This is a genomic window from Novosphingobium sp. 32-60-15, from assembly GCF_002280675.1.
Classification (GTDB): Bacteria; Pseudomonadota; Alphaproteobacteria; order Sphingomonadales; family Sphingomonadaceae; genus Novosphingobium.
The window spans coordinates 63,584-88,605 of record NZ_NCEN01000018.1 but is presented as its reverse complement, the minus strand read 5'-3'; the positions used below and the strand labels follow the sequence as shown (position 1 = coordinate 88,605).

Genomic DNA, 25,022 nt, shown 5'->3' with positions numbered 1-25,022 from the left:
ACTGCCACCATCATTACCGGAAGATACCCCCACGGCTACCCCATGGGGTGGCTGTTTCATGCAGAAAGGACGTTGTGCCCCATGGATACTGTGAACTTTGAAACCAAAGCCGGTGCGCTGAATGCCTCGTTCGATATTGTCGAACGCCAGGAAGCGCAGGATGCCGCGCTGGCGACGCTGCGCAGCGATGTGGACGAAGTGAAGGGGCGGCTGGAGAAGGTCAGCCGTGCTGCTGCGCGTCCGCTGCTGGACGGGGCAGGCGTTGCATCAGGCCCCGAGGTGAAGGGCTTTGTTGATGGCTATTTGCGCCATGGCCGCGAGACCGAGTTGAAGGCTATGACCACGGCGGTGAGTGCTGATGGCGGCTTTGCGGTGCCAAAGGAAATCGACGCGATGATTGCGCGCCGGATGGTGGAAATCAGCCCGATTCGCAGTGTTGCCAATGTGGTGAGGACGGGGACTTCGGGCTTCCGGCGGTTGATTTCGACCGGTGGGACGGCTTCGGGATGGGTGAGCGAGACGGGTGCGCGCCCGGAAACGGCAAGCCCCAAGCTGGCCGAGATCATTCCGCCGATGGGCGAGCTTTATGCCAACCCTTCGGCCACGCAGGCGATGCTGGATGATGCAGCATTCGATCTGGAAGGCTGGCTGGCGAACGAGATCGGCACCGAATTTGCCCGTGCAGAGGGCGCGGCATTTATCAACGGGACCGGCACCAACCAGCCGATGGGGTTCCTTTCCGTCACGGCGAGCGCGGCAGGCGATGCAGCCCGTGCATTTGGGGCGTTGCAGTTCATCGGTTCGGGCAATGCGACAGGGCTGGGGGCAACGCCCGAAACCAAGCTGATCGATCTGGTGTGCCAATTGAAAGCGCCGCTGCGGCAAGGTGCGGTGTGGGTGATGAATTCGACCACGCTTGCGGCTGTGCGCAAGCTGAAGTCCGCCGATGGCGCGTTCTTGTGGCAGGCAGGGCTGATGGAAGGCCAGCCTGACCGTCTGCTGGGTTATGCAGTGATCGAGGCGGAAGACATGCCCGATGTGGCGGCGAACCAGTTCCCGATTGCGTTTGGCAACTTCAAGGCAGGGTATCTGATTACCGAGCGTCGCCAGACCACGATCCTGCGCGATCCCTATACCAACAAGCCCTACGTCCAGTTCTATGCCACCCGCCGTGTGGGCGGGCAGGTGATGGACAGCGATGCGATCAAGCTGCTGCGTATCGCAGCCTGAATATGCGCGCGGCCTGGCAACGGGCCGCGCGCCCCCCTTTCCCGATATATTGACCGGAGATTGCCATGATGCGGGCAATTATCGCACCGCCTGCCTTGTCTTCGGCGGCGCTTGGCGAACTGAAGGCGTGGCTGGGCATATCCCGGTCTGCCGACGATGCCGAACTGCTGGCGCTGCTGCGCACGGCGTTCGAGATTTGCGAAGGCTTTATCGGCGCGATGCCATTGCAATCGGGCTGTGAAGAGACGTTGAGCGCGAAGGGCGATTGGCAGGTGCTGTCGGCCCGGCCAGTGCGCGCGATTACGGCGCTGGCGGCGCTTGATCTGGCTGGTGCGCGGACGGCTTTGGCGGCAGCGGATTATGAATTTGATCTTGATGCCGATGGTGTGGGCCGGGTGCGGTTGCGCCGAGCCATCAACCAGACGCGGGTGGTGGTGACGTATTCTGCCGGATTGGCGGCGGATTGGAACGGCCTGCCCGACGCGATCCGGCATGGCGTGATCAGGCTTTGCGCGCACCAGCACCGGGGCCGCGATGACGAGCGCAAGGCAGCGCCGGTGCCGCCCGCAGTGGTGGCAGCGCTGTGGCGGCCATGGCGGCGGATGCGTTTGGCATGATTACCGCAAGTGCAGTGACCGGCGCATTGGCGCGGCGGTTGATCGACAGGGCTGCGGCGCTGGCCAAGGCGCGGGCGGTGATGACCGCGCGAGGCGGGGATGCGCGCAAGTGGCGCAAGGCGAGCCTGTTGTGGCCGCTGTTTGGAGGGGAATGACGCGATGGAGATTCCTTTTCGGGCTGCGCTGATCGCGTGGCTTTCCAGCGATGCGGCATTGGCAGCGGCGCTGAACGCGGTGGTTGAGGAAGCGCCTTTGCGCAAAGCCCTGCCGTGGCTGGCACTGACGACCAGTGCGAGCACAAATTGGGGCACCAAGACGCTGGCGGGGCGCGAAGTGCGCGTGGCGCTGGAGTTGAACTTTCGCAGTGACGATCCGCTGGGCGGTGCATCGCTGGTGGCCGGGATCGAGGCGCGGGTGGAGAGCCTTCCGGCAGACCAATCGGCCAATGGCTTTCGCGTGGCCAGCATCGGTTTGCTGCGGGCGCGGGCCGAGCAGCGCGGCGAGGCGGTGCGCGTGGTGGTGCTTGAATACCGGGCGCGCATTTTGGCGGCCTGAAACCTTATTCATTCCAAGGAGATATGACCATGGCAGCCCAGAAGGGAAGCGCGTTCCTGCTGAAGATCAGCGATGGCGCATCGCCGCCGACTTATAACACCGTTGCCGGTTTGCGGACCACGCAGATGTCTATCAACGGCGAATCCGTGGTGATTACCAGCAAGGATTCGGGCGGCTGGCGCGAATTGCTTTCGGGTGCGGGGACGCGTTCGGTGACGGTGAGTGCGGCCGGGATTTTCCTGGGCAGCACAGCCGAGATGAGCATTCGCGGCAATGCGCTGGCGGGCACGATTGCCGACTATGAGCTTTCGTTCGAGGGCGGCGAGCGGATGCGCGGCAAGTTCCTTGTCCAGCGGCTGGATTATTCCGGCGATTTCAACGGCGAGCGCAATTACACCATGACGCTAGAAAGCTCTGGCCTGGTGGCGCAAGTCTGATGGCGGACGCTGCGAACCCCTTTCGCGGGGAGGCCGTGCTGGTGATCGGCGGGCAACCCCTGGTATTGCGTCCAACGTTTGGCGCGCTGGTGGCGGCAGAGCAGGAACTAGGGCCGCTGTTCGGGCTGGTTGAGCGGGCCAGCGCAGGGCAATTGCGGTTGACCGAGATGGTCGGTCTATTCTGGCACTGCTTACGCGAGCGCAATGGCCTGGAGCGCGATGACTTTGCCGATGCCGTGGCGCGCGAGGGGCTAGCGGCGTGTACGCCGCCGTTGCGCGCGCTGATCGTGCAAATCCTGAAAGGTGCGGGGTGAGCGAGACCTTCGGGGCGAGCGCCGCGCGGCTGGGAGGGCAGGCGGCGCTGCTGCTGGGCTGGATGCCGGACGCGTTCTGGGCCGCGACGCCCGAGGAACTGGCGACGGTTTTAAGTGCGATGCGCCAGCCCGAGGGCGGGACGATGGACAAGCGCACCCTTGAAAAGATGATGGAGGCAGACCGTGGCGGATGAACTCGACACGCTGATGATCGACGTGCGCGCCAATACATCGGGCTTTGCCGCCGATGTGGCGCAAATGCGCGGCAGCTTTGATTCGGTGCTGGTGGATGGCTTTGGCCGCGCGGGCGATACGCTGGAGCGGGGCCTTTTGGGCGCGATCCGGCGCGGGTCGCTGGGGTTTGAGGACTTGCGGCGGGTGGCGCTGAATGTGCTGGGCGATATTGCGGCGCAGGCGGTGCAGGCAGGCATCGGTTCACTGGGCGGCGGGGCCGGTGCTGGCGGGGCGTCATTGGGACTGGGCAGCCTGATCGGATCGATCTTTGGCTTGCCGGGGCGGGCCACGGGCGGGCCGGTGGCACCGGGGCGCGGCTATCTGGTGGGAGAACGCGGGCCGGAGATGTTCGTGCCGACATCCGCCGGGCGGGTGGAGCCTTCGGTGGGCGGAGGCAAGGGGCGGGACGTGAACGTCTCGATCAGGATCGTCAGCCCGCAAGGCAGCAACCAGCCCGAAAGCCTGCGCCGGTCCGGCCGTCAGGTGGCGCAAGCGGTGCGCCGCGCTCTCAACGATTTCTGATCAAGCGGAGAAGCCCATATGAGCCACTGGCTTGCCACGCGCCGCACGGTGCAGCAGACGGATATGATCCAGCGGTTCGATCCGCGATTCTGGACGGTCAATTTCCCACGGCCTGCGATGGCTTCGGTCGTCACAACTGCGCCCGATGCTTTGCGCGTGGATACGGTGTTCCGGAAGGCCGATGATCTGATCGGGTTGATCTGGGAATCAGAGGATAAGTGGGACCACCCGCTGCTGGCCTATGAGACGAAGACCGATTATTCGCGGCAGACGCTTTCATTCCGCTGGCGGTCTGGCGGGGTTTTGCCGCTGGATGCGGTGAACGGGCCGACGCTGACGATCGAGGGGCGCGATGCGGCGGGCAATGCGCGGGCGTGGTATGTGCGGTTGTGGAACTACGCGACCGGGACGCCGACCGATGCGCAAGTGACGCTGCCGTTTTCGGCATTGAACGGCGGGTTCATGCTGCCAGGTGAAGCCGATCCGGTGTATCCGGCGGATATTGACCGGCTGTTCATTTCGCTGGTGGCACCGGGATATGGCGCAAGTGCTGCGCCGTTTGCGCAAGCGGTGGCGGGTTGGGCGGAACTGACCGGTATCCGTTGTGAAGGCCACAAGCCGATGCTGGAAATCGGCGATGTGATGGTGCCGCCGCACGGGCTGGCCATGTGTACTGGGTATGACGATGCCTATAACCTGACGCCTGCGCGATTGCTGCGGCAGGTGCGTGGGTTGGGGTATCGCGGTAGCATCAATCACTACATCGGGATGAGCCACTTTTTCCCGTTAGCGCCCGATGGGCTTGGCGGCTTTGTGGTGGACCCGGCCTTGCCTGCTTTCAATGTGGCGGCGCTGCGCTGGCATCAGGCGTTTCTGGCCGAGGCTGCGGCGATGGGCTTCACCGTGATTGCATCGCAATCTTACGAGTTGCTGGCGCAACATTGCCCTGCGGCCTGGCAACAGCGGACTTGGGAGGGTGTTGCGGGGCTTACCGGATGGTCGCCGCCATCGGCGCTGCTTTCGCCTGCGCATTCAGGCGCAATGGCGTGGGTGCGCAAGGTTGGCGTGGCGCTGGTCGGGTTGTTGTTGGATGCGGGGTTGCCGGTGCGCCATCAGGTGGGTGAGCCGTGGTGGTGGGTGACGGCCGAGCGCAAGATTTGCATTTATGATGCTGCGGCGCGGGCGGCGTTTGGCGGAAGTCCCGTTAACATTCCCGACCTTGGGGCCGGTTTGAGCGCGGCGCAAAAGGCGCTGCTGGATGCTGCGGGGGCCTTGCTGGCGCAATCTACGGCTGATCTGGCTGCGGCGGTGAAGGCGGCGGCGGGTGTGGCGGGGGCAGAGACGCTGCTGCTGGCGTTTTTGCCGACCGTGCTTGATCCGGTGACGCCCGAGGCATTGCGCGCGAACTTGCCGGTGGGCTGGGCATCGCCCGCGTTCGATGTGTTGCAACTGGAAGATTATGACTGGGTAACGGCGGGCAAGGATGCCTTGCGCGCGCAGGCCCGCGTGATTGCCGAGGCGCGGCTGAATTACCCGCGCGCGCGGCAGCATTATTTGTCAGGCTTTGTGCTGGATGGCGCGAATGCGGCGATGGAATGGCCGCGCATTGATGCGGCGGCAAGCGAGGCTGTGGCGCTGGGCGTCGCCGAGACGTTTATCTGGGCGCTGCCGCAGGTTTCCCGCGATGGCTATGTCCGGCTTCCCGAAACGAGCGGAGATGCGACGATGCAATCTTTTGACGATGTTCTCTTTCCGTTGGCGTTGGGGCGCGATGCTTCGGTGACGCCCGAGTTTTCGACCAATGTGACGATTACCGCATCGGGGTTCGAGCGGCGAAACAGCTTGTGGTCTGACGCGCGGCTGCGGTTTGATGTGGGACCGGGGGTGCGGTCCGAGGCGGAGCTGGGCGAACTGATCGGGTTTTTCCGGGCGCGGCGGGGGCAGGCGCGCGGGTTCCGTTTGCGCGATCCATCTGATTTCAGCTCGAACGGCATGACGGGGACGCCGACACCAGTCGATCAGGTGATCGGGTTGGGGGATGGCGCGACGGCACGGTTCGAACTGGTCAAGCTGTATGGCGATGACGAGGACGCGCAGCGGCGGAGGATTACGCGACCGCGTGGCGGCACGGTGCGGGTGAGCGTGAACGGGGTGGAGACGGGTGACTTTGCGGTTGATCCGCTGGGAGTGATTGCTCTGGCGAGCGCGCCTGCCGTGGGCGCGGTGGTGCGGGCAGGGTTCCTGTTTGATGTGCCGGTGCGGTTTGCCGAGGACCGGCTGGATATATCGGGTGCGGAGTTTGCAGCGGGTGAAGCGCCGAGTGTGCCGCTGGTGGAATTGCGAGAAGACGCATGAGCCGGACGTGGTTTTCCGATGCCTTGGAAACAGTGGCGGTGTGGTGGCGGATTGAGCGACGCGATGGCGTGGCGTTGGGGCTGACCGGGCATGACCGCGATCTGGTGTTTGCGGGGCTGCGCCATCGCACGGCGCCGGGCATGGTGCCTTCCGCCGTGCGGCGCACTGCGACGTTCGAGCCAGACTCTGCTGAAGTGAAGGGCGCGCTGAGCCATGATGCGATTGGGGAGGCAGACCTGACGGCGGGCCGGTTTGACGGGGCGCGGGTTTCGATGGGGCTGGTCGATTGGGAGACGCTGGAGGCGCAGACGCTGTTCAGTGGCACGATCGGATCGGTCGGGCGCGAGGGCGAGACGTTTTCGGCAGAACTGCAATCGATCAAGCAGGGCTTGGCGCGGCAAGTGGTGCCGCGTACATCGCCGACGTGTCGTGCGGAGTTTTGCGGCGATGGCTGCGCGCTTTCTGCGGCGCGGTTTACGCATAGTGCGCAATTGGCCGAAGTTTCGGCGGACCGGCAGTGGGTGAAGCTGGCAGGCGTTGCCGATGGATCCGATTATGCCTTTGGCTGGCTGCGTCCGGTGGACGGGGCCGATGCCGGGATCATTTTGCGCGTGCAAGCGGCGCAGGATGACTGGCTGGTGCTGGAGCGGCCACTGGCGGTTAGTGCCGGAGCGGGACTGCGCGTGATTTTGCGCGAAGGGTGTGACCATACGATTGGCACATGCGCTGACAGGTTTGCCAATGGCGTGAATTTTCAGGGTGAGCCGTTCCTGCCGGGTAATGATCTGCTGACCCGTTACCCGGCGGCGCAGTGATGGATGCCGCATTGGCGGAGGCAGCCTTAAGCCTCGTTGGCACGCGGTTCCGGTTGCATGGACGGGTGGCGGAAACGGGGCTGGACTGTGTGGGGCTGGTAGCGGCGGCGATGCGGGGGGCGGGATATTCTCCCCGCCCGCCACAGGGGTATTCGCTGCGCAATGTCTCAGTCGCGCACTGGCTGGGCCATGCCGAACAGAGCGGTCTGATCCCGGCAGAGGCGAACGGTGATGTTGTGCTGTGCATGGCCAATCCGGTGCAGCCACATTTGCTGATCGTGGTGCCGGGCGGGTTTGTGCACGCCCATGCGGGGCTGGGCCGGGTGACGTTTTTGCCGGACCCGCTTCTCTGGCCCATCACCATGCAATGGCATTTGGCAGACAAGGATCATTGATCGTCATGGCTACACTTATTCTTTCCGCCGTTGGCACGGTGTTCGGCGGGCCATTGGGCGGGGCGCTGGGAGCGCTGATCGGGCGGCAGGTTGACGCTGCGGTTATCGGTGGCCGCCGTGTGGAGGGACCGCGACTGAAGGAATTGTCAGTCCAGACTTCGAGTTATGGCTCGGCCCTGCCGCTGCATTTCGGGCGCATCCGTGCATCGGGCACAGTGATCTGGGCGACCGAACTGGTGGAGCGGCGGGAGAAATCGGGCGGGGGCAAGGGGCGGCCTTCGGTGACGAACTTCAGCTATTCGGCATCGTTTGCGGTAGCGGTGGCGAGCAGGCCGATTGCCGGGATTGGGCGGATCTGGGCTGACGGCAATCTGTTGCGCGGGGAAGCTGGCGATCTGAAGGCTGGCGGTCAGTTGCGCGTTTATTCAGGCCATGGCGATCAACCTGTGGACGGACTGTTGGCGCAAGCTGAGGGTGTGGCGCGCAATCCTGCTTATCGCGGGCTGGCCTATGTGGTGTTCGAGGACCTGGAGCTTGCCGATTTTGGCAATCGCATACCGTCTCTGACGCTGGAGATCATCGCGGATGATGGCGCAGTGAGTTTTGCCGATGTGATAGGCGAGATGCTGCCCGATGCGAAGGCAGGCGATCTGGCGCAAACGCCGGTTTCGGGATTTACGATTGATCAGGGCGCTGCCGGTGATGTTCTGGCGACGCTTTCGGATGTGACGCCGATGACATGTGCGGTGCAGGGCGATACTTTGGCGTTCGGCCTTGCCGAAGTTGCGCCGGATGCGGGGGTGCCCATGCTTCCTGCGCCGGCTGCGGGGGGTGATTCGGCAGAAGATGCGCGTGCCGATGGCTGGTCACGCAGGCGGGATGCCCTGCCATCGGCGCGGCAATGCGCGGTGCGGTATTACGATATCGCGCGCGATTATCAGCCGGGCATGCAGCGCAGCATCGGCCGCAGCGGGCCGGGAGACGTGTCCGTGATCGAACTGCCAGCCGCGTTGACGGCGGCAGAGGCAAGGGCGCTGGCGGACAAGGCGGCGCAACGATTTACGCAGGCGCGTGATACGTTGCGGTACAGGATCAGCGAGATTGATCCGGCGCTTGGTCCCGGAGCAATGGTGCGGACACCGGTGGCGGAGGGGGTTTGGCGGATCGACCAGTGGGAGTGGCAGGCCGATGGCGTGATGCTTGATCTGGCAGCAGTGCCAAGCGCATCGCCATCAACAAGCACCACTGATTCAGGGCGTGCAAACCTTCCCGTGGACGCGCTTTCAAGCCCGACGCAGTTGGCGGCGTTCGAGGTGCCGTGGGACGGGGTTGGTGATGGGACAAGCGCGGCAATCCGCGTTGCCGCCAGCGCCTTGACTGGCGGATGGACAGGGGCGGCGTTGTTTGCGCGGCGTCCGGACGGAGCGATGGACGGGCTTGGCTCCACCGGGAGACGTCGCGCTGTGGCCGGCACCGCGCTGGGGGCGTTGGCGCATGGCTCACCCCTTTTGTTCGATGCGGCCAGTCATGTGGATGTGGAATTGGCATCGGCGGACTTTGCCTTGGACAGCGTCACTTGGGCGCAGTTGATGCAGGGGGCGAACAAGTCGGTCTTGGGGCCGGAGATCATTCAGTTTGCCGTGGCCGAATCATTGGATTCGCGGGTTTGGCGGTTGTCAGGCTTTTTGCGGGGGCGGGGTGGCACGGAACACGCAACTGTTGGCCATGAAACGGGTGAGCCGTTTGCGCTGCTTGATGACAGTGTGGTTGCTGTCAATGCGGCTGAAATCGGCGATTCATCGAGCGTTGAAATCATTGCGATTGGCCGCGGTGATGCCAGCTCTGTGGTTAGCCCGATTGGCAACGCCGGATTGACGTTGCGTCCATTGGCACCTGTGCACGGCCGGGCAATGACGACGCCCGACGGGAGGATGTTGCTCAACTGGATTCGCCGTGGTCGCGGTGCCTGGTTGTGGTTGGACGAGGTTGATACGCCGCTTAACGAAGCCACCGAACTTTGGGAAATCGGGTTTGGCCCGCTGCAAAACCCGATTCTGCTTTGGCAGACGCCGTCAGCAACGCTTGAAATTGCACCCGCGATGGCGGCCGATTTGCGCGCTGGTTCAAACGAGCACGTCTTTGCGATTCGGCAAGTCGGTCGCCAATCGCGGTCGTTGCCTCTGATTATCGGTTTGCCCGCCTAGTTGGAAAATTCGAAAGGTTCTTCAAATGCCCGAACCACTTAGTTACTCAATAGCAACACCACGCCTTGGCTTACCGATGCTTTTTGCTGGGCAAGCGCAAAAAGAGGCGACCGTGAACGAAGCGTTTGCAGCAATTGATTTTTTGCTGTCTGGCGGCGTTGAAGGCATTGCTTCGGTGCCGCCAACTGCACCGGTTGCTGGCATGGCATGGATTGTCGGGCCCGCGCCAACTGGCGCATTTGCAGGACATTCCGACAAAATTGCGGGCTGGTCGGAAGGCGGTTGGCGATTTATTCAACCGAGCGAAGGCATGAGGGCATTCGACAGCGCGGCAAACGCCTTTTGGCAATATTCTGGCGGTTGGACAAAAGCTTTAGCGCCGGATTTGCCTGTCGGAGGCGGCGTCGTGGATGTTGAAGCCCGCGCTTGTCTTGCCGCTTTGGTGGCGGTTTTTGAACAAATCGGCATTTTATCGTCGACTTAACAGGAACCAAAACGCACTTGCGGCATTCCAACGGGACATGAGGGCTCCCACAACTACTGTGCTGTATGTCACAACGAAACCATTTCGTTGTTTTTATGCAACAGTCAGTGTGTTTGTCCACTTGCATGACCACTTTGGAACCGGTAGACAGAATGCACGACGTGGCATGATGTCGCTATAAGGGGAAACAATAATGCGGAAACTTGTCCTGGGCTTAGCCTTGGCCACGACTGCCATCGCATCACCTGCGCTTGCGCGGAATGATTCTTGGTATGTCGAAGCAGATGCTGGCGCGATGATCGTAGAAGACATTGAGAACCTTGCAGGTTCGGGTCAACTCGGCGTGCTTGATACGAAAACCGGCTATGACTTCGGTGGTATCGTTGGTTATGATTTCGGCGGTTTCCGTCTGGAAAGCGAAGTCAGCTATCGTCGTGCAGAAGAGCAGGCTTATCAGGCTCCTGGCGTTAACTTGACGGAAGCTCAAGTTGGCGGTGGCGCTGAAGCACTGAGCTTCATGGTCAACGGCCTTCTCGACTTCGGTCCAGACGATGGCCTTCAGGGCTTTGTCGGCGGCGGCGTTGGCGTCAGCCGTGCAAAGATTGCCGTGCTGTATAACAATGCTGCAAACAGCATTGCTGATTCGGACACAGGCTTTGCATGGCAGGCACTGGCCGGCATTCGCACACCATTGAGCGAAAATGTGGACTTCGGTCTGAAGTATCGCTTCTTCAACCAGGATCACATCGACCTGGTGACCGGTGGCGGTGCTAACGCACGTACCCGTTTCCGTTCGCACTCGTTGCTCGCCACTCTGGCCTACAACTTCGGCGGCGCTGCGCCGGTTGAGGAAGCTGCTCCGCCGCCTCCACCGCCACCACCACCGCCGCCACCCCCACCGCCACCACCGCCACCAGCTGTGGTTTGCAACAAGGGTCCGTACATCGTGTTCTTCGACTGGGATAAGTCGGACATCACGCCGGAAGCTTCGACCATTCTGGACAACGCCGTCACCGCATACGGTAACTGCGCCAGCGTGCCGATCATGCTCGCCGGTTATGCTGACCGTTCGGGTACCGCGAAGTACAACCAGGGCCTTTCGGAACGTCGTAACACGTCGGTCCGTTCGTACCTGACCTCGCACGGCATTCCTGATGGTTCGATCACGAGCCAGGCATTCGGTGAAGCCAACCCACGCGTTCCAACTTCGGACGGCGTGCGTGAACTTCAGAACCGTCGCGTGGAAATCACGTACGGTCCGGGTTCGGGCATGTAATCTTCGGGTAAAACCGAATATCTTGAGAGGGGCTGGAGAAATCCGGCCCCTTTTTCGTTATAGTCTTCGACGAACCAGTTCGCGGAGATTGATAATGAAATTGAGAATTGCTGTGGTTGCCATTGCGGCGCCACTATCACTCGGGGCGTGTGCGACAATTCCTCCGCAGAATAGCGCAAGCACACTTGCCACGGCGGCACTGATCAACGCGTCTGGGCAGAGCGTTGGCTCGGTGGAAATCACGCAGAGCGGCACCGCGGTACTATTTCGCGCGAATGTTTCAGGGCAGACCGCGGGCGAACACGGCATTCACCTCCATACCACCGGCAAGTGTGAAGCGCCCGTTTTTACCTCGGCAGGCGGACACTTGAACCCGACCGGGCACCAGCACGGCAGCCTTAACCCTGCAGGGCCGCATGTTGGTGACTTGCCAAACATCGTGGTCGGGACGGACGGTTCCGGCATGATCGAAGGCCCATTGACGGGCACTGCCGCCGCTGTTTTGGCAAGCGTGTTTGACACCGACGGGACAGCCGTTGTCTTGCATGCCGGTCCGGATGATTACAAAACCGATCCAAGCGGCAATAGCGGCGGACGCGTTGCCTGCGGCGTCTTGATGCGCTTTCCGGGCTAGCACTTTTCTCCGGCAGCGCGGGCGCGGCTTGTTATGCCCGCCTGTGCTGCTGGATAAAGACGAATGGCCGAAATCAACAGGACCAGCCCGACAGGCAGTGATGCCAGTGTCGAAATCACGCCGAGGGCCAGATCATCATTGTTCGAGGCCGAAATGTAGCCCGCTGTAAAAGGCCCAAGAGCCAGCCCGACAAGCGTCGTGGACAGAAGAAATGTGGCGGTGGCCGTTCCGCGCATGCGGGGCAGGACAAGTGACTGGCTGGATGCAGCCGCTGCGCCAAGGGCTGAACTGGACAGCAATTGGGCAAAAAACGATGCCACGACAAAGGTCGCAAAACTGTCAGTGCCAAATGCGATGACGGTCGGGATCACAGGCATCAGCAACCCGAAGAGCACGACGTAGACACGGCCCGCTGGTATGCGCATGTGCAGATAATCGGCAACGCGCCCGCCCAAAATGACGCCGAGGAAACCGGATAGCGCACTTGGCGCGCCGATGAACCAGCCCAGCTCTGTTTTTGCAATACCAAAGGCGCGCTCGGCATAGGGCGCGGTCCAGTATGACGTGGCGTACGACGCAAAAGCGACCATTCCATATCCCAAAATGATGCACAGGAAAGCAGGCGAACGCCAGATGAGGTTGAACGTCGGCGCGTCAGAAGATTTCAACGCGCTGGCCCAGCTGAAAACGGCATAGACGCCAAATCCGACAAAGACCCACTGCTGGCGTGTCGCCGTGCCAAGGAGTGTTGTCAGCACTGTAACAGCGATGGCAATCAAAACTGCGGCCAAAACATTCAGGGCCAATGCCTTAGGGCCGCGCCGTGCAGCGCCCAGAAAGGTAACCGGCGGGATCACGTTCAACAGTTCTGCAAAGAACGCCTTGAATGGGGCAGGTGAGCTTTCGGTTGGCAAGCCGTCGATTTCACCGCGAACGGGTTCCCGGATGGTCGCCACCCATAAGGCAAGAAACACGCCGGGCAGGCCCACTGCCATGAACGCAGCTTGCCAGCCCACCAATCCCAATGGACCCCCGCCGGGGTAAGCGGCATTCCATTGCTCGACAATCAGGCCACCGACCAGCAATGATAGACCGCCGCCGATGAACAGACCCGACGAATAAATGGCAAGTGCGGTGGCCCTCAACCGTTGCGGGAAGTAGTCCGAAATGAGCGAATAGGCCGCCGGGCTCGCGGTCGCCTCGCCGATGCCCACGCCAATGCGGGCCGCCGTCAATTGCATGCCACTGCGCGAAAATCCGGAAACGGCAGTCATCACAGACCACAGCGCCAGACCGAAGCTCATAAGCCTTACGCGGTGCCAATTGTCGGCAAGGCGTCCCAAAGGAATGCCGAATAGCGCGTAAAACACAGCAAACGCGGTGCCATAAAGGAACCCGAGATCTGCATCGGTCAGCGAAAGATCGCGCTTTATGTCATTGGCGAGGATCGAAAGGATCTGCCGGTCCACAAAGTTCAGCACATAGACGAGCACAAGTATGCCAAGGACATACCAACTGTACGCCGAGGCTTCACCGTTGTGGGGGTCGTGCGTGGTCCGTTCAGCTGTCGCCGTAGCGGGTTCCGTCATCAAGGCCTGCCTCTGCAAATCCTGCGCGCCTGAGGCGACAACTGTCGCACACGCCGCAGGCTCTCCCGTCTGGTAAGGGATCGTAACAGGACCAGCTTTGTCCTGCATCAAGCCCCAGCCGCGCCGCCTCTTGGGCGATTTCCGATTTCTTCAGGTGTTGGAGCGGGGCATGAACGGTGACCGTGCCGCCTTCGCTGCCGATCTTGGTGGCCACGCGCGCGAGCGCTTCGAACCCGCCGATAAATTCCGGACGACAATCGGGATAGCCCGAATAATCCAGCGCATTCACCCCGATAAACAGGTCGTTCGACCCGGCAGCCTCAGCCCAGGCCAAGGCGAGTGACAGGAATATAAGGTTGCGCGCAGGAACATAGGTAATGGGAATGTCTGCGCCAACGCCGCCTTTGGGTACTGCAATATCAGCGGTCAAAGCCGATCCGCCAAACTGGCGCAAATCCATCGGCAGAACAACATGACGCTCTACACCCAGACGGACGGCAATGGCCCTTGCGGCGTCCAGCTCCACTCTATGGCGTTGGTTGTAATCAATCGTCAGCGCAAGGACGCGAAAGCCCTGCTCTTGCGCGATTGCGGTGCAGACCATTGAATCCAACCCGCCAGAAAGCAGAACGACAGCCAGAGGCGATTGTACGGCAGAGGGCAGAGCAGACATGGAGAGGGGCTAGCCGCGCAGACCGTGCAATGCAATGGTTTCGGAGGAAACTTTACCGGTGCACTCGTTCAGCGTCCACAACTGCCTGAGCGGCGTGCTTCTGCGGTAAAATTGAACGGAAGCCCATTCTCGATGCCTTGCGTTTCCACTTGCACCAGACGCGCATTCTCGAACCGCACTTTGGTTTGGCCATAGCCGCCAGCAAGGCAGGTGTAGTGTACGACCACGGACTTTGGCGTATCTTCGATCACGTGCCTTCGGCAACTTTCGCGAGCATGGCGGATCTGGATAAGCTTTCGGCCGCTATCAATGCAGAGCTCTGCTGCATTGTTTTGCGCACCGTGCGGCGAAATTTCCCACAAGCCAGGCTCAAGCCGGTCAAGCATGGCGAGTGCTGGCGCTTGCGCGACGCCCGCAGCGCCTGCGAAACCAGCATAGGCACAGATGGCCAAGGCACAGCCTTGCGCGGCTCTTGCCAATATCTGTAACTTCGTAGCCATCAGGCAGACTTTCCCATCGGCCAAGACCACTGGCTGTGGTTTCGGTCACTGCGCTGTCTATATCACCAACATTGCTGCGATGAAACGGTGCTTATGGCCGATGAAGTGTGAAAAGTGCAGCTCAGTTTGCTGCTAAAGGTCGATTTCGAACTCACGAGAGCAGAATGCGCAATCGACCATAATCAGTCCATCGTCGTTTTTCATCTCCTCACGGTCGGCTGGTGCGAATCGTGAAAGGATATCCTGATAATGTTCGATGGTGCAGCGGCAGCCCCGAGTAATGGTTGGGCCGCCTTCGATGCGTATTTCGCGTTCTTCATGGAACAAGCGCCAAACCACGGTTTCAAGGTCAAGCGCGGGGTCCACCAGTTCTGCATCTTTGACTGACCGCCCGAGCACGGAGACATGCTCCCACTCTGGATGGTCAAGCTGCACATGCAACCGCTCGCGGCCTTCTTCGCCTTCGGGCAAATGCTGCAGCAGCATGCCTCCGGCCACGCAGCCTGATGGCGTGTTGTGGAGGCCAACGCGGATCAATGTCGGCACTTGTTCGGACTGGAAGAAATAGCTCTCGCACGCTTCGGCCAGTGAATTGCCTTCAAGCGGAACAACGCCCTGATAGCGCTGGCCAGATGTGGCAAGATCGAACGTGATTGCAAGATAGCCTTCGCCAAACAGCGCAAACAACGATGGCGTCGGCCCCAGTTCATCAAGCCGGGCGCGGTCGTGCCTAACGTAGCCGCGCAGTTCACCGTTGCGGTAATCGCAGACCAGCAGGTCAATGATGCCGCCCTTCGTCTGCGCTTGCACGGTCATCTGGCTGCCCTGATCCTTGAGCAAAGACCCGAGCAAGGCGGTGACGACCAGTGCCTCGGCCAGAATGCAACGAATGGGAGCGGGGTAACTGTGCGCAGACAGGATGGTGTCAAGCACAGGCCCGAGCCGCACCACCCGCCCGCGCGCATCACGGTCGGGCAGGGTGAAATGCAGCAGTTGATCAAAGCCGGTTGACGGCTGGGCCTGTTCGCTCACGATTTTGCTCTCAAATCTGTCCAAAGACCCAGCGCAGGATCGATTTCTGGGCGTGAATGCGGTTTTCTGCTTCGTCCCAGATAACCGAACGCGGCCCATCCATCACAGCGTCCGTCACTTCCTCGCCACGATGCGCGGGCAGGCAATGCAGGAAGAGTGCATCGGGCTTGGCGTGTGCCATCAACGCGTCGTTCACCTGATAAGGCGCCATTGCCGCAAGCTTTGCCTCGGCATGGTTTTGCCCCATCGAAATCCACGTGTCGGTAACAACGACATCGGCCCCGCGCGCCGCTTCGACGGGATCGCGAACGATCCGTACGTTTGCGCCGCCTGCTTGTGCCGCAGCGATGAACGCCGCATCCGGTTCATAGCCTTCCGGCACGCCAATGCGAACGTTGAACTTCATCAGTCCGGCTGCTTCAACAATGGAATTCAACACATTGTTGCCATCGCCCAGCCATGCCACTTCCAGTCCGGGTAATGCTTTGCCGTGCTCGATCACGGTCAGCAGATCGGCCATGATCTGGCACGGGTGTGACAAGTCGGTCAGTCCGTTGATCACAGGAACCGTCGCAAACTGCGCCAGTTCCTCTACTTTTGCGTGATCGTCGGTGCGCAGCATAATCACATCGGCCATGCGGCTGAGGACGCGCGCTGTGTCAGCAATCGTCTCGCCACGCCCCAATTGTGTTGTGCTGGAATCAAGCGTGATTGCAGCGCCACCCAGTTGACGCATGGCGATATCGAATGACACCCGCGTGCGGGTCGAGCTTTTTTCAAACACCATCGCCAAGACATGCCCGGCAAGCGGCGTGTCGGCGTCCGGCGTTCCCTTGGGCACACCTGCGCGGGCAGCCTTGCGATCAAGCGCATCGTTGATCATCGCTGCGACGGCATCGCCGCCGGCATTGCCAAGATTCAAGAAATGCCGGGTCATGTCGCAGGTGCCTCATAGCTGGCGGCAGCAGCAGACAGCCGCTCCATAAATTCATCGATATGGCTGTCGTCGATCACCAGGGGCGGGATCACCCGTACCGTATTGTCGCCAGCAGAAACGGTCAGCAATTGGTGATTGTCGCGCATGTGCGCCACAAAGGGCCGTGGTTCGACTTTCATCATCAAGCCCAGCATCAGCCCTCGGCCACGTACGCCCAGGAACAAGTCGGGGTAATTGCCGATGAATTGCTCCATCCGCCCGCGCAGCCGTTCACCTTTGGCGCGCACCTCGGCAAGGAATTCGTCGTTGGCCACCACATCAAGCACCGCTTCACCTGCCGCCATAGCCAGCGGGTTGCCGCCGTATGTGCTGCCGTGTGTGCCCGCAACCATGCCGCGCGCTGCCTTTTCCGTGGCAAGACATGCGCCCATCGGGAAGCCGCCGCCAATGCCCTTGGCGGTTGCCAGAATGTCCGGGGTCAAACCATATTGCTCATAGGCATAGAAGGTGCCGGTACGCGCCACGCCGCACTGCACTTCGTCAAGGATCAGCATAAGGTCATGTTCGTCACACAGATCGCGCAGACCTTTGAGAAATTCGTCCGAAGCGTCACGGATGCCGCCTTCGCCCTGGATCGGTTCCACCAGAAAACCTGCGGTGTTCGGGCCAATTGCGGCCTTGGCACCTTCAAGATCGTCAAAGTCGACATATTTGAAGCCTTCCAGCAGCGGCATAAAGCCCTTGTGCATCTTTTCCTGATTGGAAGCGCTGATTGTTGCCATCGTGCGACCATGGAACGCGTTTTTAAACGTGATCAGTTCAAACTTGTGATCATTGCCCACGGCGCTGTGATAGGCGCGCGCGGTTTTGATCGCGCATTCAACCGCTTCAGCGCCAGAATTGGTGAAGAACACGGTATCGGCAAACGTCAGATCCACAAGGCGCTGCGCCAGATGTTCACCCTGCGGGCTGCCGTAAAGGTTCGATACGTGCATCAGCGTTGCTGCCTGGCGCTGGATCGCGCCCACAAGATGTTCGTGCGAATGGCCCAGGATATTCACCGCAATTCCACTGGCGAAATCAAGGTAGCGGGTGCCATCCTCCGAAATCAGGTGGCAATTTTCGCCGCGCACCGGACGCACGCCGCACCGGGGGTATACGGGCATCAGCGGGGTGATCGACATTGGCATCTCCTGTTTAATCGCGAGCGGTCCGGATGGCGCAAGACACGCGCGTTGTCCGGATGGGAAAAGGGGAATCAGAAACGACAAATGGCGGCCCCAAAAGGACCGCCATCTGTGCACGTATGTTGGTTGCAAGCTGCCGGCGACATCACCGGAGGCTATGCAATCGGGATCAACCCTGAATCGGCACCAGGTTGACCGCCGAGTGCTTGCCTCGTCGATCGACTTCAAGGTCGAATTCAAGCTTGTCGCCTTCGTTCAGCTCACGCAGACCCGAACGCTCAACTGCGCTGATGTGCACGAATGCATCAGGCTGGCCGTCATCACGCGTGATAAAGCCGAAGCCTTTCATTGCGTTGAAGAACTTGACCGTACCCGTAGCGCGCTCACCCGTCAGCTCGCGCTGGGGTGCAGCAGGCTTGGCTGCCACTTCGATAACGTCACCAACAACCTGAAGATCAGCTGCCGAAACCTTGCCGCCACGATCAACGAGGTTGAATTCCAGCTGCTGGCCTTCTGCCAGGCCTTCAAGACCCGCACGTTCGACTGCGCTGATGTGAACGAACACATCTTCGCCGCCGTCTTCGCGCTGGATGAAGCCAAAGCCCTTCTGGCCGTTAAAGAACTTTACGACGCCCTTACCGGTGCCGACAACCTGGGCAGGCATTCCGCCGCCACCGCCGCCGCCGCCGGCCGCCACCGCCCCCGCCGCCGCCGAAGCCGCCACGGCCACCCCCGCCGACCACGCCGCGATTTCCGCCGCCACCAAAGCCGCCACGATCACCGCCGCCGAAGCCGCCACGATCGCCGCCGCCAAAGCCGCCGCCGAAACCGCCACCACCGCCGCCGCCGTAGGGATCAAAACCACCCTCGTCGCCGAATCCGTCGCGCTTATCCTTGCCGCGACCGCGCCGCCCTCTGTCAAAACCCATAGAAATCAATAGACCTTCAATCCGCCCCTACCTTCACGGCACCGCAGGCCGGACGCGGGGACCAGCGGCACGACGAAGGAATCACTACCGGACTTTAACGGGCCGGAGGTCTCCTTTGCGCGTAAGACTATAACCTAAAAAAAGAAGAGCGCGAACGGAATCGTCACATAGGCTTCAATTTCCCCAGTAAGCTGTGACTTTTCTGCCAATTTCGTGGTGATTTGCGCCAAGGCTTGCCCCGCTTGCGACCATTGGGCACAAGAGACTCAACTGCTTTCTCTGATCAGGACCTTGTCCCCATGTTCCGCAAGATAGACGACAAAACCTATGCCAGCCCGCAAATTACGCTGGCCGAAGTGGCCTATGCCAAGGCGCTTGGCATAGGTTTGATCATTAACAACCGGCCTGAGGACGAATCCGACGATCAGGTCCCCGGCCCGGATATCGAAGCCGCCGCGCACGAGGCAGGGCTGGCTTATGTCGCCATTCCGGTCACGCATGCCGGGTTTTCGATGACGCAAGTCGAAGCAATGCAACAGGCCCTGGCGCAAGCAGGCGATGCGCCGGTTCTTGCTTATTGCCGTTCGGGCACCCGCTCCACGCTGTTATGGGCGCTTGCGCAGGCAAAAGCGGGCGTCAGCCCCGATGCCATCGCCGCCAAAGCCGCTGGCGCGGGCTACGATATCGCCCCCATTCGCGCGACGGTCGACATGCTCGCCGCCCAAGCCGGATAAGCCTTCACTTGCCACAGATCGATCAGATACCCGGCGTCTTCATGGCGTTGCAAATTGGCGTGTCGCTCATCGCGATCTTCTTGCTCGGCGGACTGGCGCGCAAGCTGCGGCTTGGCGGCGATCCGCGCATTGCCGATGAGGACCATGCCCGCGCCCTGGCGGATGACGCCGTGTGCGGCTTCGATACGCAAGCCGTGGTGCTTGATCGGGCAAGGGTGGGTGCATTGGTCCGCGATTCGCTTGGCCGCGTGTTGCTCATCCGGCAACACGGCAGCCACTTTGCAGCGCGTGAACTTACCAGCCATGCAGGCGTAAGGCTCGACAGCCGGTTTCTCACCATCACAACGCAAGACAAGCGCTTTGGCACGGTCACGCTTGATCTTGGCGATCAGGCGCAAGTGTGGGCCGCCAGCTTGCGCCGTTTGGGGAGCGCCCCGAAATGACACCCATTGATGTCGTCACATACGCGGTGCCGTTTTTCATCGTGCTGATTCTGGCAGAGATGGTCTGGGCTGCCCGTCGCCATCCGGACAAATACGAACCGCGCGACACACTCACCAGTCTGGGCCTTGGCCTTGGCAGCACGGTGGCGGGCGCGCTTGCCGCTGGCCTGGTCTATGCCGCCGCGCTGTGGCTTTACGAACACCGCGTGGCCACAGTGCCTTTGACATGGTGGGCGTGGGGCCTGTGCTTCGTGCTGGATGACTTCAATTATTATCTGTTCCACCGCAGCGGACACCGTGTGCGCTGGTTCTGGGCGTCCCATGTCAACCATCACACCAGCCAGCACTACAACCTGTCCACCGCGCTGCGCCAGACATGGACCGGCCCGCTTGCCGGATCATTCCTGTTCCGCATCTGGCCCGCGTTCATCGGCTTCCACCCAGCCATGATCCTGACAGTTGGCGGCGCAAACCTCATCTACCAGTTCTGGATCCACACCGAAACCATCGGCCGCATGCCGCGCTGGTTCGAGGCGGTGTTCAACACCCCCTCGCACCACCGCGTCCACCACGCCACCAACCCGCTTTACCTTGATCGCAACTACGCCGGCGTTTTCATCGTCTGGGACCGCCTGTTCGGCACGTTCCAGCGCGAACGCGATGACCTCGCCATCCGCTACGGCATCGTCAAACAATTGGGCAGCTTCCACCTTCTCCACGCTGTATTCCACGAATGGCAAGGGATGCTGGCCGATTTCTGGCGCGCGCCATGGCGGCACAAACTGTCCTATCTCGTCCGCGCGCCCGGCTGGAGCCACGACGGTTCACGCGAAGGCTCGGACACCATCCGCGCACGCTGGCTTGAGCGGCGGGGCGAGGAGTTGAACGGCAGCTTTCGCGATTGAATGAGCGGTAGTTCGCCTGTCCGGACACGACCTGCATCTGTCTTTAATGACCCGTCCCCAGAAAGCCGCCGTCCCAGCTTTTCGTCGGCCCGGACCTGATTCGGGCTGAGGCTTGTTCCTGCCGCGCTTGAAGCTGGCGGATCTGGTTCAGTTGGCTCTAAGCCAATACCAACCTCACCACAGCCGTTTTACCGCAAAGCCGTCGAACAGCGCCTCGTTTGAAACCAGCACCATGTCTTCGGCTTGGGCCTGCGCGATCAGGAGGCGATCGAAGGGGTCCTTGTGATCGATTTTCATCTCGCCGGCGAGACGTGCATGATGGACTGTGATTGGCAATTCAACAAAGCCCTGATCGGCGATGATAGCTTCGAAATTTTGCGCAAGCAGCGCGGCCTGCGCAAGCTTGCCGATACGAAACTTTGTGGCCACTTCCATGGCTGATGCTGCGCTTACCGCCACAGCGTTAGCCTCGTCGGCGATGGCTTGCCGCGCCGGGATACTAAGGGCGTCATCGCCCGCCAGCCACCAGATCAGGGCGTGGGTATCGAGCAGCAGCTTCACCCGAGATTCCACCCCTCCAGTTCGTCGTCGGGCAGCGCTTCGTCAAAACCCGCATCACACGCGATCTTGCCTCTTAGCGCGCCGAATTGCCGCTTCCCGCGCGGAGTGACTGGCACAAGCCGTACGGCTGGTACGTTGCCGCGCGCGATCACCACATCACCACCGGCAAGCGCATCTGCGATGAGGCGTGACAAATTGGTTTTGGCATCGTGGACTGAAAATTGCGCCATCGAACTCTCCTTGGCTAACTATATAGCTAAGTAGAAGGACGGCGGCAAGTCCGGGAATCAGCGCACCTGCAAGCCCTCGCTCAGCAAATCGGCTGCTACCTCGGCAATGTCCTCAACCGGCCGTGCATCATCCCACACGCCAAAGCGCAGGCCGAGGAACACGTTCATGCCCATGATCGCCCATGCGCGCACATCCTGTTCGCCATCGCGGATGGTGCCAGCTTTCACACCTTCGGCCAGACGTGCGGCAATGCGGGTGGCGGTGCCTTCGTAATGCGCGCGATAGCTGGCGGGATCGGCGAATTCGGCTTCATCGATGATCCGATAGATTTCCTTGTGCTCCCGCGCAAAGTGCAGGAACCCCGCCAGTGCCTCGCCTTCGCGTTGCAGGCCATGCGCGCCTTGGGACACCGCGCCTGCGGCCGCGGTCGCTACGCGGGCTGACATATCGCGGACCAGCGCGGTAAAGATCGCGTCCTTCGAATCGAAATAAGTGTAAAAGCTGCCCAGCGCGGTGCCCGCCCGCCGGGTAATCCCGCTGATCGATGCTTCATGAAAGCCGCGCTCGCCAAACTCTGCCGCCGCTGCATCCAGCAGCTTGCGCAGCGTTTCGCGCCCGCGCGCCGTCCTTGGCACTTTGCCCGGACTGGCAGCGCTTGTTTCGGCCATGACATTCTCCCCCGGCAACCACCGACCCCATCAGCCTGTTGCCGTTTCGCCACTATGCGTAACGACAAAAGCCTAACCTCACAATACGAAGTTGAAAGATGGTTCAACTTTCAATATTGAGCTGCAGAGGCGGACGACGAAGTCCGTGAGAGGGAGCTTGTCTGATGACCCGAATTTCCATGCGCGCCGCTTTGGCCGCATCTGCTGTGCTGTTTGCACTGCCCGCCCTTCCTGCTTTTGCGCAAGAAGCCCCTGCTGATGAAGCAACCGTCTCTGACGCCAGCGGCGAAATCCTTGTGATCGCGCGCCGCCGTGAAGAGCGTTTGCTGGATGTGCCGATCTCGATGTCTGCCCTCAGCACGGAAGCGCTCGAAAAGGCCGGTGCCAAGGACTTGTCCGGCATTCAGGGCGCCATCCCCAACGTCAACATCGTGCAGGGCCGTGGCTCGGCCAGCAGCGCCAACTTCTACATTCGCGGCATCGGCCAGCCCGACGCGTTGCAAACTTTTGATCCGGCGGTCGGCGTCTATGTCGATGGCGTGTATCTCAGCCGCATCCAGGGCGCATTGCTCAATCTGTTTGATGTCCAGCGCGTTGAAGTGCTGCGCGGCCCGCAAGGCACGCTTTACGGCAAGAACACCATTGGCGGCGCGGTCAACGTCGTGTCAAAAAAGCCGGACTTCAACACCTTGCGCGGTGAAGGCGCAATCACTTACGGTCGCTTCAATGAAGTGACCGCCAAGGGTTATGTCTCGGCTCCGCTGGTGGCAGACAAACTCGCGCTGTCGGTAGCTGGCGTTTACGATGATCGCGATGGCATCGTCACCGATCCCCGCACCGGCAAAAAGTACAATGATCGCAACAACCTGTCAGGCCGCGCCATTTTGCGCGCGCAGCCGGTCGAAACGGTCGAAGTGCTGATTGCAGGCGATTATACGCGCCAGCGCAATGCGCTTACACTGGGCCAAAACACCGCACCGCTGGTGGGCTTCAATTACAACGCTACGTTTACCGGGCTTACACCCTTCACAATCGCGCCTGCCGCGGTTGGTGAATGGGACTACAAAGCGTCGACCAGCTTCAATAACAACGAAGGCCAGCGGCTTGATCATTGGGGCGTATCGGGCACGATCAACGTCGATCTGTCAGATGCACTGCAGCTTTCATCGATCACCGCTTATCGTAAGCTGAAGACCGATTTCTTCGTCGATATTGACGCCACCACCGCCGAAGTCGGCGACGTTTTCGTGGGCACGCGCCAAGACCAGTTCAGTCAGGAACTGCAGCTCAAACTTGATGCCGACAAGCTCAAGGGCGTGCTCGGCCTCTATTACCTGAACGAGCACGTCACCTCGCATCAGGAAGCCTATGCTGACAGCTATCTGCAATACGTTGGCACACCGCTCAACTTCCTGCGGACGATTGACGATGAACAGGACACCAAGTCCTATGCCGCGTTCGGCCAGTTGACCTATGATTTCACCGAAGCGCTCTCGCTCACCGCGGGCTTGCGTTATACGCGTGAAACCAAGGAATACTTCCGTACAACCACGGCCACCACGTCCAGCCCGGTATTCCCGGCCATCGTGATCCGCAGCACGTTTGCATTCCCAACCAATCTGCCAGCGCCCTTCAACACCGCCAACAGCGTGACCTATGAAGCGTGGACCCCATCGGCGACGCTGTCTTACAAGCCATCGCAGAACACCATGGTCTATGCCTCGGCCAGCCGTGGCTTCAAATCGGGCGGGTTCAATGGTCGCGTCAATGGCGTGGGCGATGTTACCCAAGTCGTGAACGGTGCCACGGTGATTGTGCCCACGTTCAAGCCTGAAACCGTGTGGACTTACGAAGTGGGCGCAAAGGGTTCGTTCCTTGATGGCCGCGTGAACGTATCGGGCGCTGCGTTCTATTCGGATTACGAAAACTTCCAGGCCCGCGTCGGAGGCGGCAACACCGGCATCACCGGTGGCAGCTTCCCTGTGCTCAACGCTGGCAAGTTGCGTATCCAGGGCTTCGAATTTGATATCAACGTGCGGCCTGCAACGCCGGTCACGCTGTTTGCGTCGGTCGGCTATCTCGATGCTGATTACAAGGAGTTCAACGACGGCCGCCGCGCCCCTGCATTCAGCTGCAACCCCACCGGTCAGGCCATCACCTGCCGTCCGGCCTTTGCCCCGCCGCTCACTTTGCGCGTTGGTGGTGAATACCGCATTCCGCTGGGCGAAGCCTCGCTCAGCCTTGGCGGTGATGCGCGCTTTGTCGACAAGCACTTCCTCTCGGTCGATAATCGCGCGGGCCTGACCGAAGATGGCTACTGGATGGGCAACCTCTATGCCCAGGTGGATTTCGACAAGTTCTACTTGCGCGGTGCGGTGCGCAACGTCGGCAACACGCTGTACAAGACCGATGGGCAGGAATTCAGCTCGGTCGGTAACATTCAAAGCGTCTATTACGGCGATCCGCGCACGTGGAACGTCACACTGGGCGTCCGCTTCTAAGCAGGGATAACCCCCGAAGCGGGCCGCTCCCCATCCAAATAGCCCGCTTCGTAATGCAAA

General features: G+C 61.0%; 28 protein-coding genes and 1 pseudogene. 19 read left to right on the top strand and 10 right to left on the bottom strand.

What is annotated here, in order from left to right; all coding sequences use genetic code 11:
* Positions 1-81 precede the first annotated feature (81 nt).
* From B7Y89_RS13060 to B7Y89_RS12990, 15 genes are all read left to right on the top strand, one after another.
* Complete coding sequence (locus tag B7Y89_RS13060; protein WP_292938943.1) at positions 82-1,230, top strand: phage major capsid protein; 1,149 nt, start codon at positions 82-84, stop codon at positions 1,228-1,230.
* A gap of 65 nt (positions 1,231-1,295) precedes the next feature.
* The gene (locus B7Y89_RS13055) at positions 1,296-1,847 is read left to right on the top strand and encodes a hypothetical protein (RefSeq protein ID WP_292938942.1); all 552 of its coding nucleotides are present in this window, start codon (positions 1,296-1,298) and stop codon (positions 1,845-1,847) included.
* On the top strand, positions 1,823-2,002 hold the full coding sequence (locus tag B7Y89_RS13050; RefSeq protein WP_292938941.1) for a hypothetical protein: 180 nt from the start codon (positions 1,823-1,825) through the stop codon (positions 2,000-2,002). The genes B7Y89_RS13055 and B7Y89_RS13050 overlap by 25 nt, the downstream gene beginning before the upstream one ends.
* A gap of 4 nt (positions 2,003-2,006) precedes the next feature.
* Positions 2,007-2,402, top strand: coding sequence for a DUF3168 domain-containing protein (locus B7Y89_RS13045; protein WP_292938940.1), 396 nt, complete (start codon positions 2,007-2,009; stop codon positions 2,400-2,402).
* A gap of 29 nt (positions 2,403-2,431) precedes the next feature.
* On the top strand, positions 2,432-2,839 hold the full coding sequence (locus B7Y89_RS13040; RefSeq protein ID WP_292938939.1) for a phage major tail protein, TP901-1 family: 408 nt from the start codon (positions 2,432-2,434) through the stop codon (positions 2,837-2,839).
* The gene (locus B7Y89_RS13035) at positions 2,839-3,153 is read left to right on the top strand and encodes a gene transfer agent family protein (protein ID WP_292938938.1); all 315 of its coding nucleotides are present in this window, start codon (positions 2,839-2,841) and stop codon (positions 3,151-3,153) included. Before B7Y89_RS13040 ends, B7Y89_RS13035 begins: the two co-directional genes overlap by 1 nt.
* Positions 3,150-3,347: a phage tail assembly chaperone gene (locus tag B7Y89_RS13030; protein ID WP_292938937.1), complete on the top strand. Its 198-nt coding sequence runs from the start codon at positions 3,150-3,152 to the stop codon at positions 3,345-3,347. Before B7Y89_RS13035 ends, B7Y89_RS13030 begins: the two co-directional genes overlap by 4 nt.
* Entirely contained in the window at positions 3,337-3,909 is a 573-nt protein-coding gene (locus tag B7Y89_RS13025) for a tail tape measure protein (protein ID WP_292938936.1), read from the top strand. Before B7Y89_RS13030 ends, B7Y89_RS13025 begins: the two co-directional genes overlap by 11 nt.
* Before the next feature lie 18 nt (positions 3,910-3,927).
* Positions 3,928-6,264 carry a DUF2460 domain-containing protein gene (locus B7Y89_RS13020; RefSeq protein ID WP_292938935.1) on the top strand — a complete coding sequence of 779 codons (2,337 nt, stop codon included), beginning with the start codon at positions 3,928-3,930 and terminating at the stop codon, positions 6,262-6,264.
* Complete coding sequence (locus tag B7Y89_RS13015; RefSeq protein ID WP_292938934.1) at positions 6,261-7,079, top strand: DUF2163 domain-containing protein; 819 nt, start codon at positions 6,261-6,263, stop codon at positions 7,077-7,079. Before B7Y89_RS13020 ends, B7Y89_RS13015 begins: the two co-directional genes overlap by 4 nt.
* Positions 7,080-7,090: 11 nt before the next feature.
* Entirely contained in the window at positions 7,091-7,474 is a 384-nt protein-coding gene (locus tag B7Y89_RS13010) for a peptidoglycan endopeptidase (RefSeq protein WP_366416162.1), read from the top strand.
* Positions 7,475-7,479: 5 nt separating this feature from the next.
* Complete coding sequence (locus tag B7Y89_RS13005) at positions 7,480-9,678, top strand: phage tail protein (protein ID WP_292938932.1); 2,199 nt, start codon at positions 7,480-7,482, stop codon at positions 9,676-9,678.
* 25 nt (positions 9,679-9,703) lie between these two features.
* The gene (locus B7Y89_RS13000; RefSeq protein ID WP_292938931.1) at positions 9,704-10,162 is read left to right on the top strand and encodes a DUF2793 domain-containing protein; all 459 of its coding nucleotides are present in this window, start codon (positions 9,704-9,706) and stop codon (positions 10,160-10,162) included.
* 193 nt (positions 10,163-10,355) lie between these two features.
* Complete coding sequence (locus B7Y89_RS12995) at positions 10,356-11,438, top strand: OmpA family protein (protein WP_292938930.1); 1,083 nt, start codon at positions 10,356-10,358, stop codon at positions 11,436-11,438.
* 94 nt (positions 11,439-11,532) lie between these two features.
* Entirely contained in the window at positions 11,533-12,072 is a 540-nt protein-coding gene (locus B7Y89_RS12990) for a superoxide dismutase family protein (RefSeq protein WP_292938929.1), read from the top strand.
* On the opposite strand, the gene B7Y89_RS12985 is transcribed toward B7Y89_RS12990, so the two are convergent.
* The 7 genes and pseudogenes from B7Y89_RS12985 to B7Y89_RS12955 form a co-directional block, all read right to left on the bottom strand.
* Entirely contained in the window at positions 12,069-13,661 is a 1,593-nt protein-coding gene (locus B7Y89_RS12985; protein WP_292938928.1) for an MFS transporter, read from the bottom strand. The two genes, B7Y89_RS12990 and B7Y89_RS12985, sit on opposite strands and share 4 nt — an antisense overlap.
* Complete coding sequence (gene queC, locus B7Y89_RS12980; RefSeq protein WP_292938927.1) at positions 13,633-14,334, bottom strand: 7-cyano-7-deazaguanine synthase QueC; 702 nt, start codon at positions 14,332-14,334, stop codon at positions 13,633-13,635. The genes B7Y89_RS12985 and queC overlap by 29 nt, the downstream gene beginning before the upstream one ends.
* A gap of 68 nt (positions 14,335-14,402) precedes the next feature.
* On the bottom strand, positions 14,403-14,834 hold the full coding sequence (locus B7Y89_RS12975; protein ID WP_292938926.1) for a hypothetical protein: 432 nt from the start codon (positions 14,832-14,834) through the stop codon (positions 14,403-14,405).
* A gap of 132 nt (positions 14,835-14,966) precedes the next feature.
* Complete coding sequence (locus tag B7Y89_RS12970) at positions 14,967-15,866, bottom strand: Hsp33 family molecular chaperone HslO (RefSeq protein ID WP_292938925.1); 900 nt, start codon at positions 15,864-15,866, stop codon at positions 14,967-14,969.
* Between the two features lie 10 nt (positions 15,867-15,876).
* Positions 15,877-16,803, bottom strand: coding sequence for an ornithine carbamoyltransferase (gene argF / locus B7Y89_RS12965; protein WP_292938924.1), 927 nt, complete (start codon positions 16,801-16,803; stop codon positions 15,877-15,879).
* Positions 16,800-17,987, bottom strand: coding sequence for an aspartate aminotransferase family protein (locus B7Y89_RS12960; RefSeq protein WP_292938923.1), 1,188 nt, complete (start codon positions 17,985-17,987; stop codon positions 16,800-16,802). The genes argF and B7Y89_RS12960 overlap by 4 nt, the downstream gene beginning before the upstream one ends.
* A 172-nt stretch (positions 17,988-18,159) precedes the next feature.
* Positions 18,160-18,919: pseudogene (locus tag B7Y89_RS12955) on the bottom strand (cold-shock protein).
* A 299-nt stretch (positions 18,920-19,218) separates the two neighbouring features.
* Here B7Y89_RS12955 and B7Y89_RS12950 point away from each other — a divergent pair.
* Genes B7Y89_RS12950 through B7Y89_RS12940 form a run of 3 tightly spaced genes read left to right on the top strand, consistent with a single transcriptional unit; the run spans position 19,219 to position 21,001 of the window.
* Entirely contained in the window at positions 19,219-19,653 is a 435-nt protein-coding gene (locus tag B7Y89_RS12950) for a TIGR01244 family sulfur transferase (protein ID WP_292938922.1), read from the top strand.
* A gap of 41 nt (positions 19,654-19,694) precedes the next feature.
* Complete coding sequence (locus tag B7Y89_RS12945; RefSeq protein WP_292938921.1) at positions 19,695-20,096, top strand: hypothetical protein; 402 nt, start codon at positions 19,695-19,697, stop codon at positions 20,094-20,096.
* Positions 20,093-21,001 (top strand): sterol desaturase family protein, encoded by a 909-nt coding sequence (locus tag B7Y89_RS12940; protein WP_292938920.1) that lies wholly within the window; start codon positions 20,093-20,095, stop codon positions 20,999-21,001. Before B7Y89_RS12945 ends, B7Y89_RS12940 begins: the two co-directional genes overlap by 4 nt.
* A gap of 174 nt (positions 21,002-21,175) precedes the next feature.
* Here the strand turns inward: B7Y89_RS12940 and B7Y89_RS12935 are convergent, their stop codons facing one another.
* Genes B7Y89_RS12935 through B7Y89_RS12925 form a run of 3 tightly spaced genes read right to left on the bottom strand, consistent with a single transcriptional unit; the run spans position 21,176 to position 22,461 of the window.
* Positions 21,176-21,562, bottom strand: coding sequence for a type II toxin-antitoxin system VapC family toxin (locus tag B7Y89_RS12935; protein WP_292938919.1), 387 nt, complete (start codon positions 21,560-21,562; stop codon positions 21,176-21,178).
* Complete coding sequence (locus tag B7Y89_RS12930; protein WP_292938918.1) at positions 21,559-21,792, bottom strand: type II toxin-antitoxin system prevent-host-death family antitoxin; 234 nt, start codon at positions 21,790-21,792, stop codon at positions 21,559-21,561. Before B7Y89_RS12930 ends, B7Y89_RS12935 begins: the two co-directional genes overlap by 4 nt.
* Before the next feature lie 57 nt (positions 21,793-21,849).
* A complete protein-coding gene (locus B7Y89_RS12925) occupies positions 21,850-22,461 on the bottom strand; it encodes a TetR/AcrR family transcriptional regulator (RefSeq protein ID WP_292938917.1) in 612 nt (203 codons plus the stop codon).
* Positions 22,462-22,625: 164 nt separating this feature from the next.
* Here B7Y89_RS12925 and B7Y89_RS12920 point away from each other — a divergent pair, with 164 nt between their 5' ends.
* Complete coding sequence (locus B7Y89_RS12920; protein ID WP_292938916.1) at positions 22,626-24,962, top strand: TonB-dependent receptor; 2,337 nt, start codon at positions 22,626-22,628, stop codon at positions 24,960-24,962.
* Positions 24,963-25,022 lie beyond the last annotated feature (60 nt).

Coding starts and splice junctions, on each gene's coding strand:
- B7Y89_RS13060 (WP_292938943.1), top strand. CDS start 82: ATGGATACTGTGAACTTTGAAACCAAAGCCGGTGCGCTGAATGCCTCG.
- B7Y89_RS13055 (WP_292938942.1), top strand. CDS start 1,296: ATGATGCGGGCAATTATCGCACCGCCTGCCTTGTCTTCGGCGGCGCTT.
- B7Y89_RS13050 (WP_292938941.1), top strand. CDS start 1,823: ATGGCGGCGGATGCGTTTGGCATGATTACCGCAAGTGCAGTGACCGGC.
- B7Y89_RS13045 (WP_292938940.1), top strand. CDS start 2,007: ATGGAGATTCCTTTTCGGGCTGCGCTGATCGCGTGGCTTTCCAGCGAT.
- B7Y89_RS13040 (WP_292938939.1), top strand. CDS start 2,432: ATGGCAGCCCAGAAGGGAAGCGCGTTCCTGCTGAAGATCAGCGATGGC.
- B7Y89_RS13035 (WP_292938938.1), top strand. CDS start 2,839: ATGGCGGACGCTGCGAACCCCTTTCGCGGGGAGGCCGTGCTGGTGATC.
- B7Y89_RS13020 (WP_292938935.1), top strand. CDS start 3,928: ATGAGCCACTGGCTTGCCACGCGCCGCACGGTGCAGCAGACGGATATG.
- B7Y89_RS13015 (WP_292938934.1), top strand. CDS start 6,261: ATGAGCCGGACGTGGTTTTCCGATGCCTTGGAAACAGTGGCGGTGTGG.
- B7Y89_RS13005 (WP_292938932.1), top strand. CDS start 7,480: ATGGCTACACTTATTCTTTCCGCCGTTGGCACGGTGTTCGGCGGGCCA.
- B7Y89_RS13000 (WP_292938931.1), top strand. CDS start 9,704: ATGCCCGAACCACTTAGTTACTCAATAGCAACACCACGCCTTGGCTTA.
- B7Y89_RS12995 (WP_292938930.1), top strand. CDS start 10,356: ATGCGGAAACTTGTCCTGGGCTTAGCCTTGGCCACGACTGCCATCGCA.
- B7Y89_RS12990 (WP_292938929.1), top strand. CDS start 11,533: ATGAAATTGAGAATTGCTGTGGTTGCCATTGCGGCGCCACTATCACTC.
- B7Y89_RS12985 (WP_292938928.1), bottom strand. CDS start 13,661: ATGACGGAACCCGCTACGGCGACAGCTGAACGGACCACGCACGACCCC.
- queC (WP_292938927.1), bottom strand. CDS start 14,334: ATGTCTGCTCTGCCCTCTGCCGTACAATCGCCTCTGGCTGTCGTTCTG.
- B7Y89_RS12975 (WP_292938926.1), bottom strand. CDS start 14,834: ATGGCTACGAAGTTACAGATATTGGCAAGAGCCGCGCAAGGCTGTGCC.
- argF (WP_292938924.1), bottom strand. CDS start 16,803: ATGACCCGGCATTTCTTGAATCTTGGCAATGCCGGCGGCGATGCCGTC.
- B7Y89_RS12960 (WP_292938923.1), bottom strand. CDS start 17,987: ATGTCGATCACCCCGCTGATGCCCGTATACCCCCGGTGCGGCGTGCGT.
- B7Y89_RS12950 (WP_292938922.1), top strand. CDS start 19,219: ATGTTCCGCAAGATAGACGACAAAACCTATGCCAGCCCGCAAATTACG.
- B7Y89_RS12945 (WP_292938921.1), top strand. CDS start 19,695: ATGGCGTTGCAAATTGGCGTGTCGCTCATCGCGATCTTCTTGCTCGGC.
- B7Y89_RS12940 (WP_292938920.1), top strand. CDS start 20,093: ATGACACCCATTGATGTCGTCACATACGCGGTGCCGTTTTTCATCGTG.
- B7Y89_RS12930 (WP_292938918.1), bottom strand. CDS start 21,792: ATGGCGCAATTTTCAGTCCACGATGCCAAAACCAATTTGTCACGCCTC.
- B7Y89_RS12925 (WP_292938917.1), bottom strand. CDS start 22,461: ATGGCCGAAACAAGCGCTGCCAGTCCGGGCAAAGTGCCAAGGACGGCG.
- B7Y89_RS12920 (WP_292938916.1), top strand. CDS start 22,626: ATGACCCGAATTTCCATGCGCGCCGCTTTGGCCGCATCTGCTGTGCTG.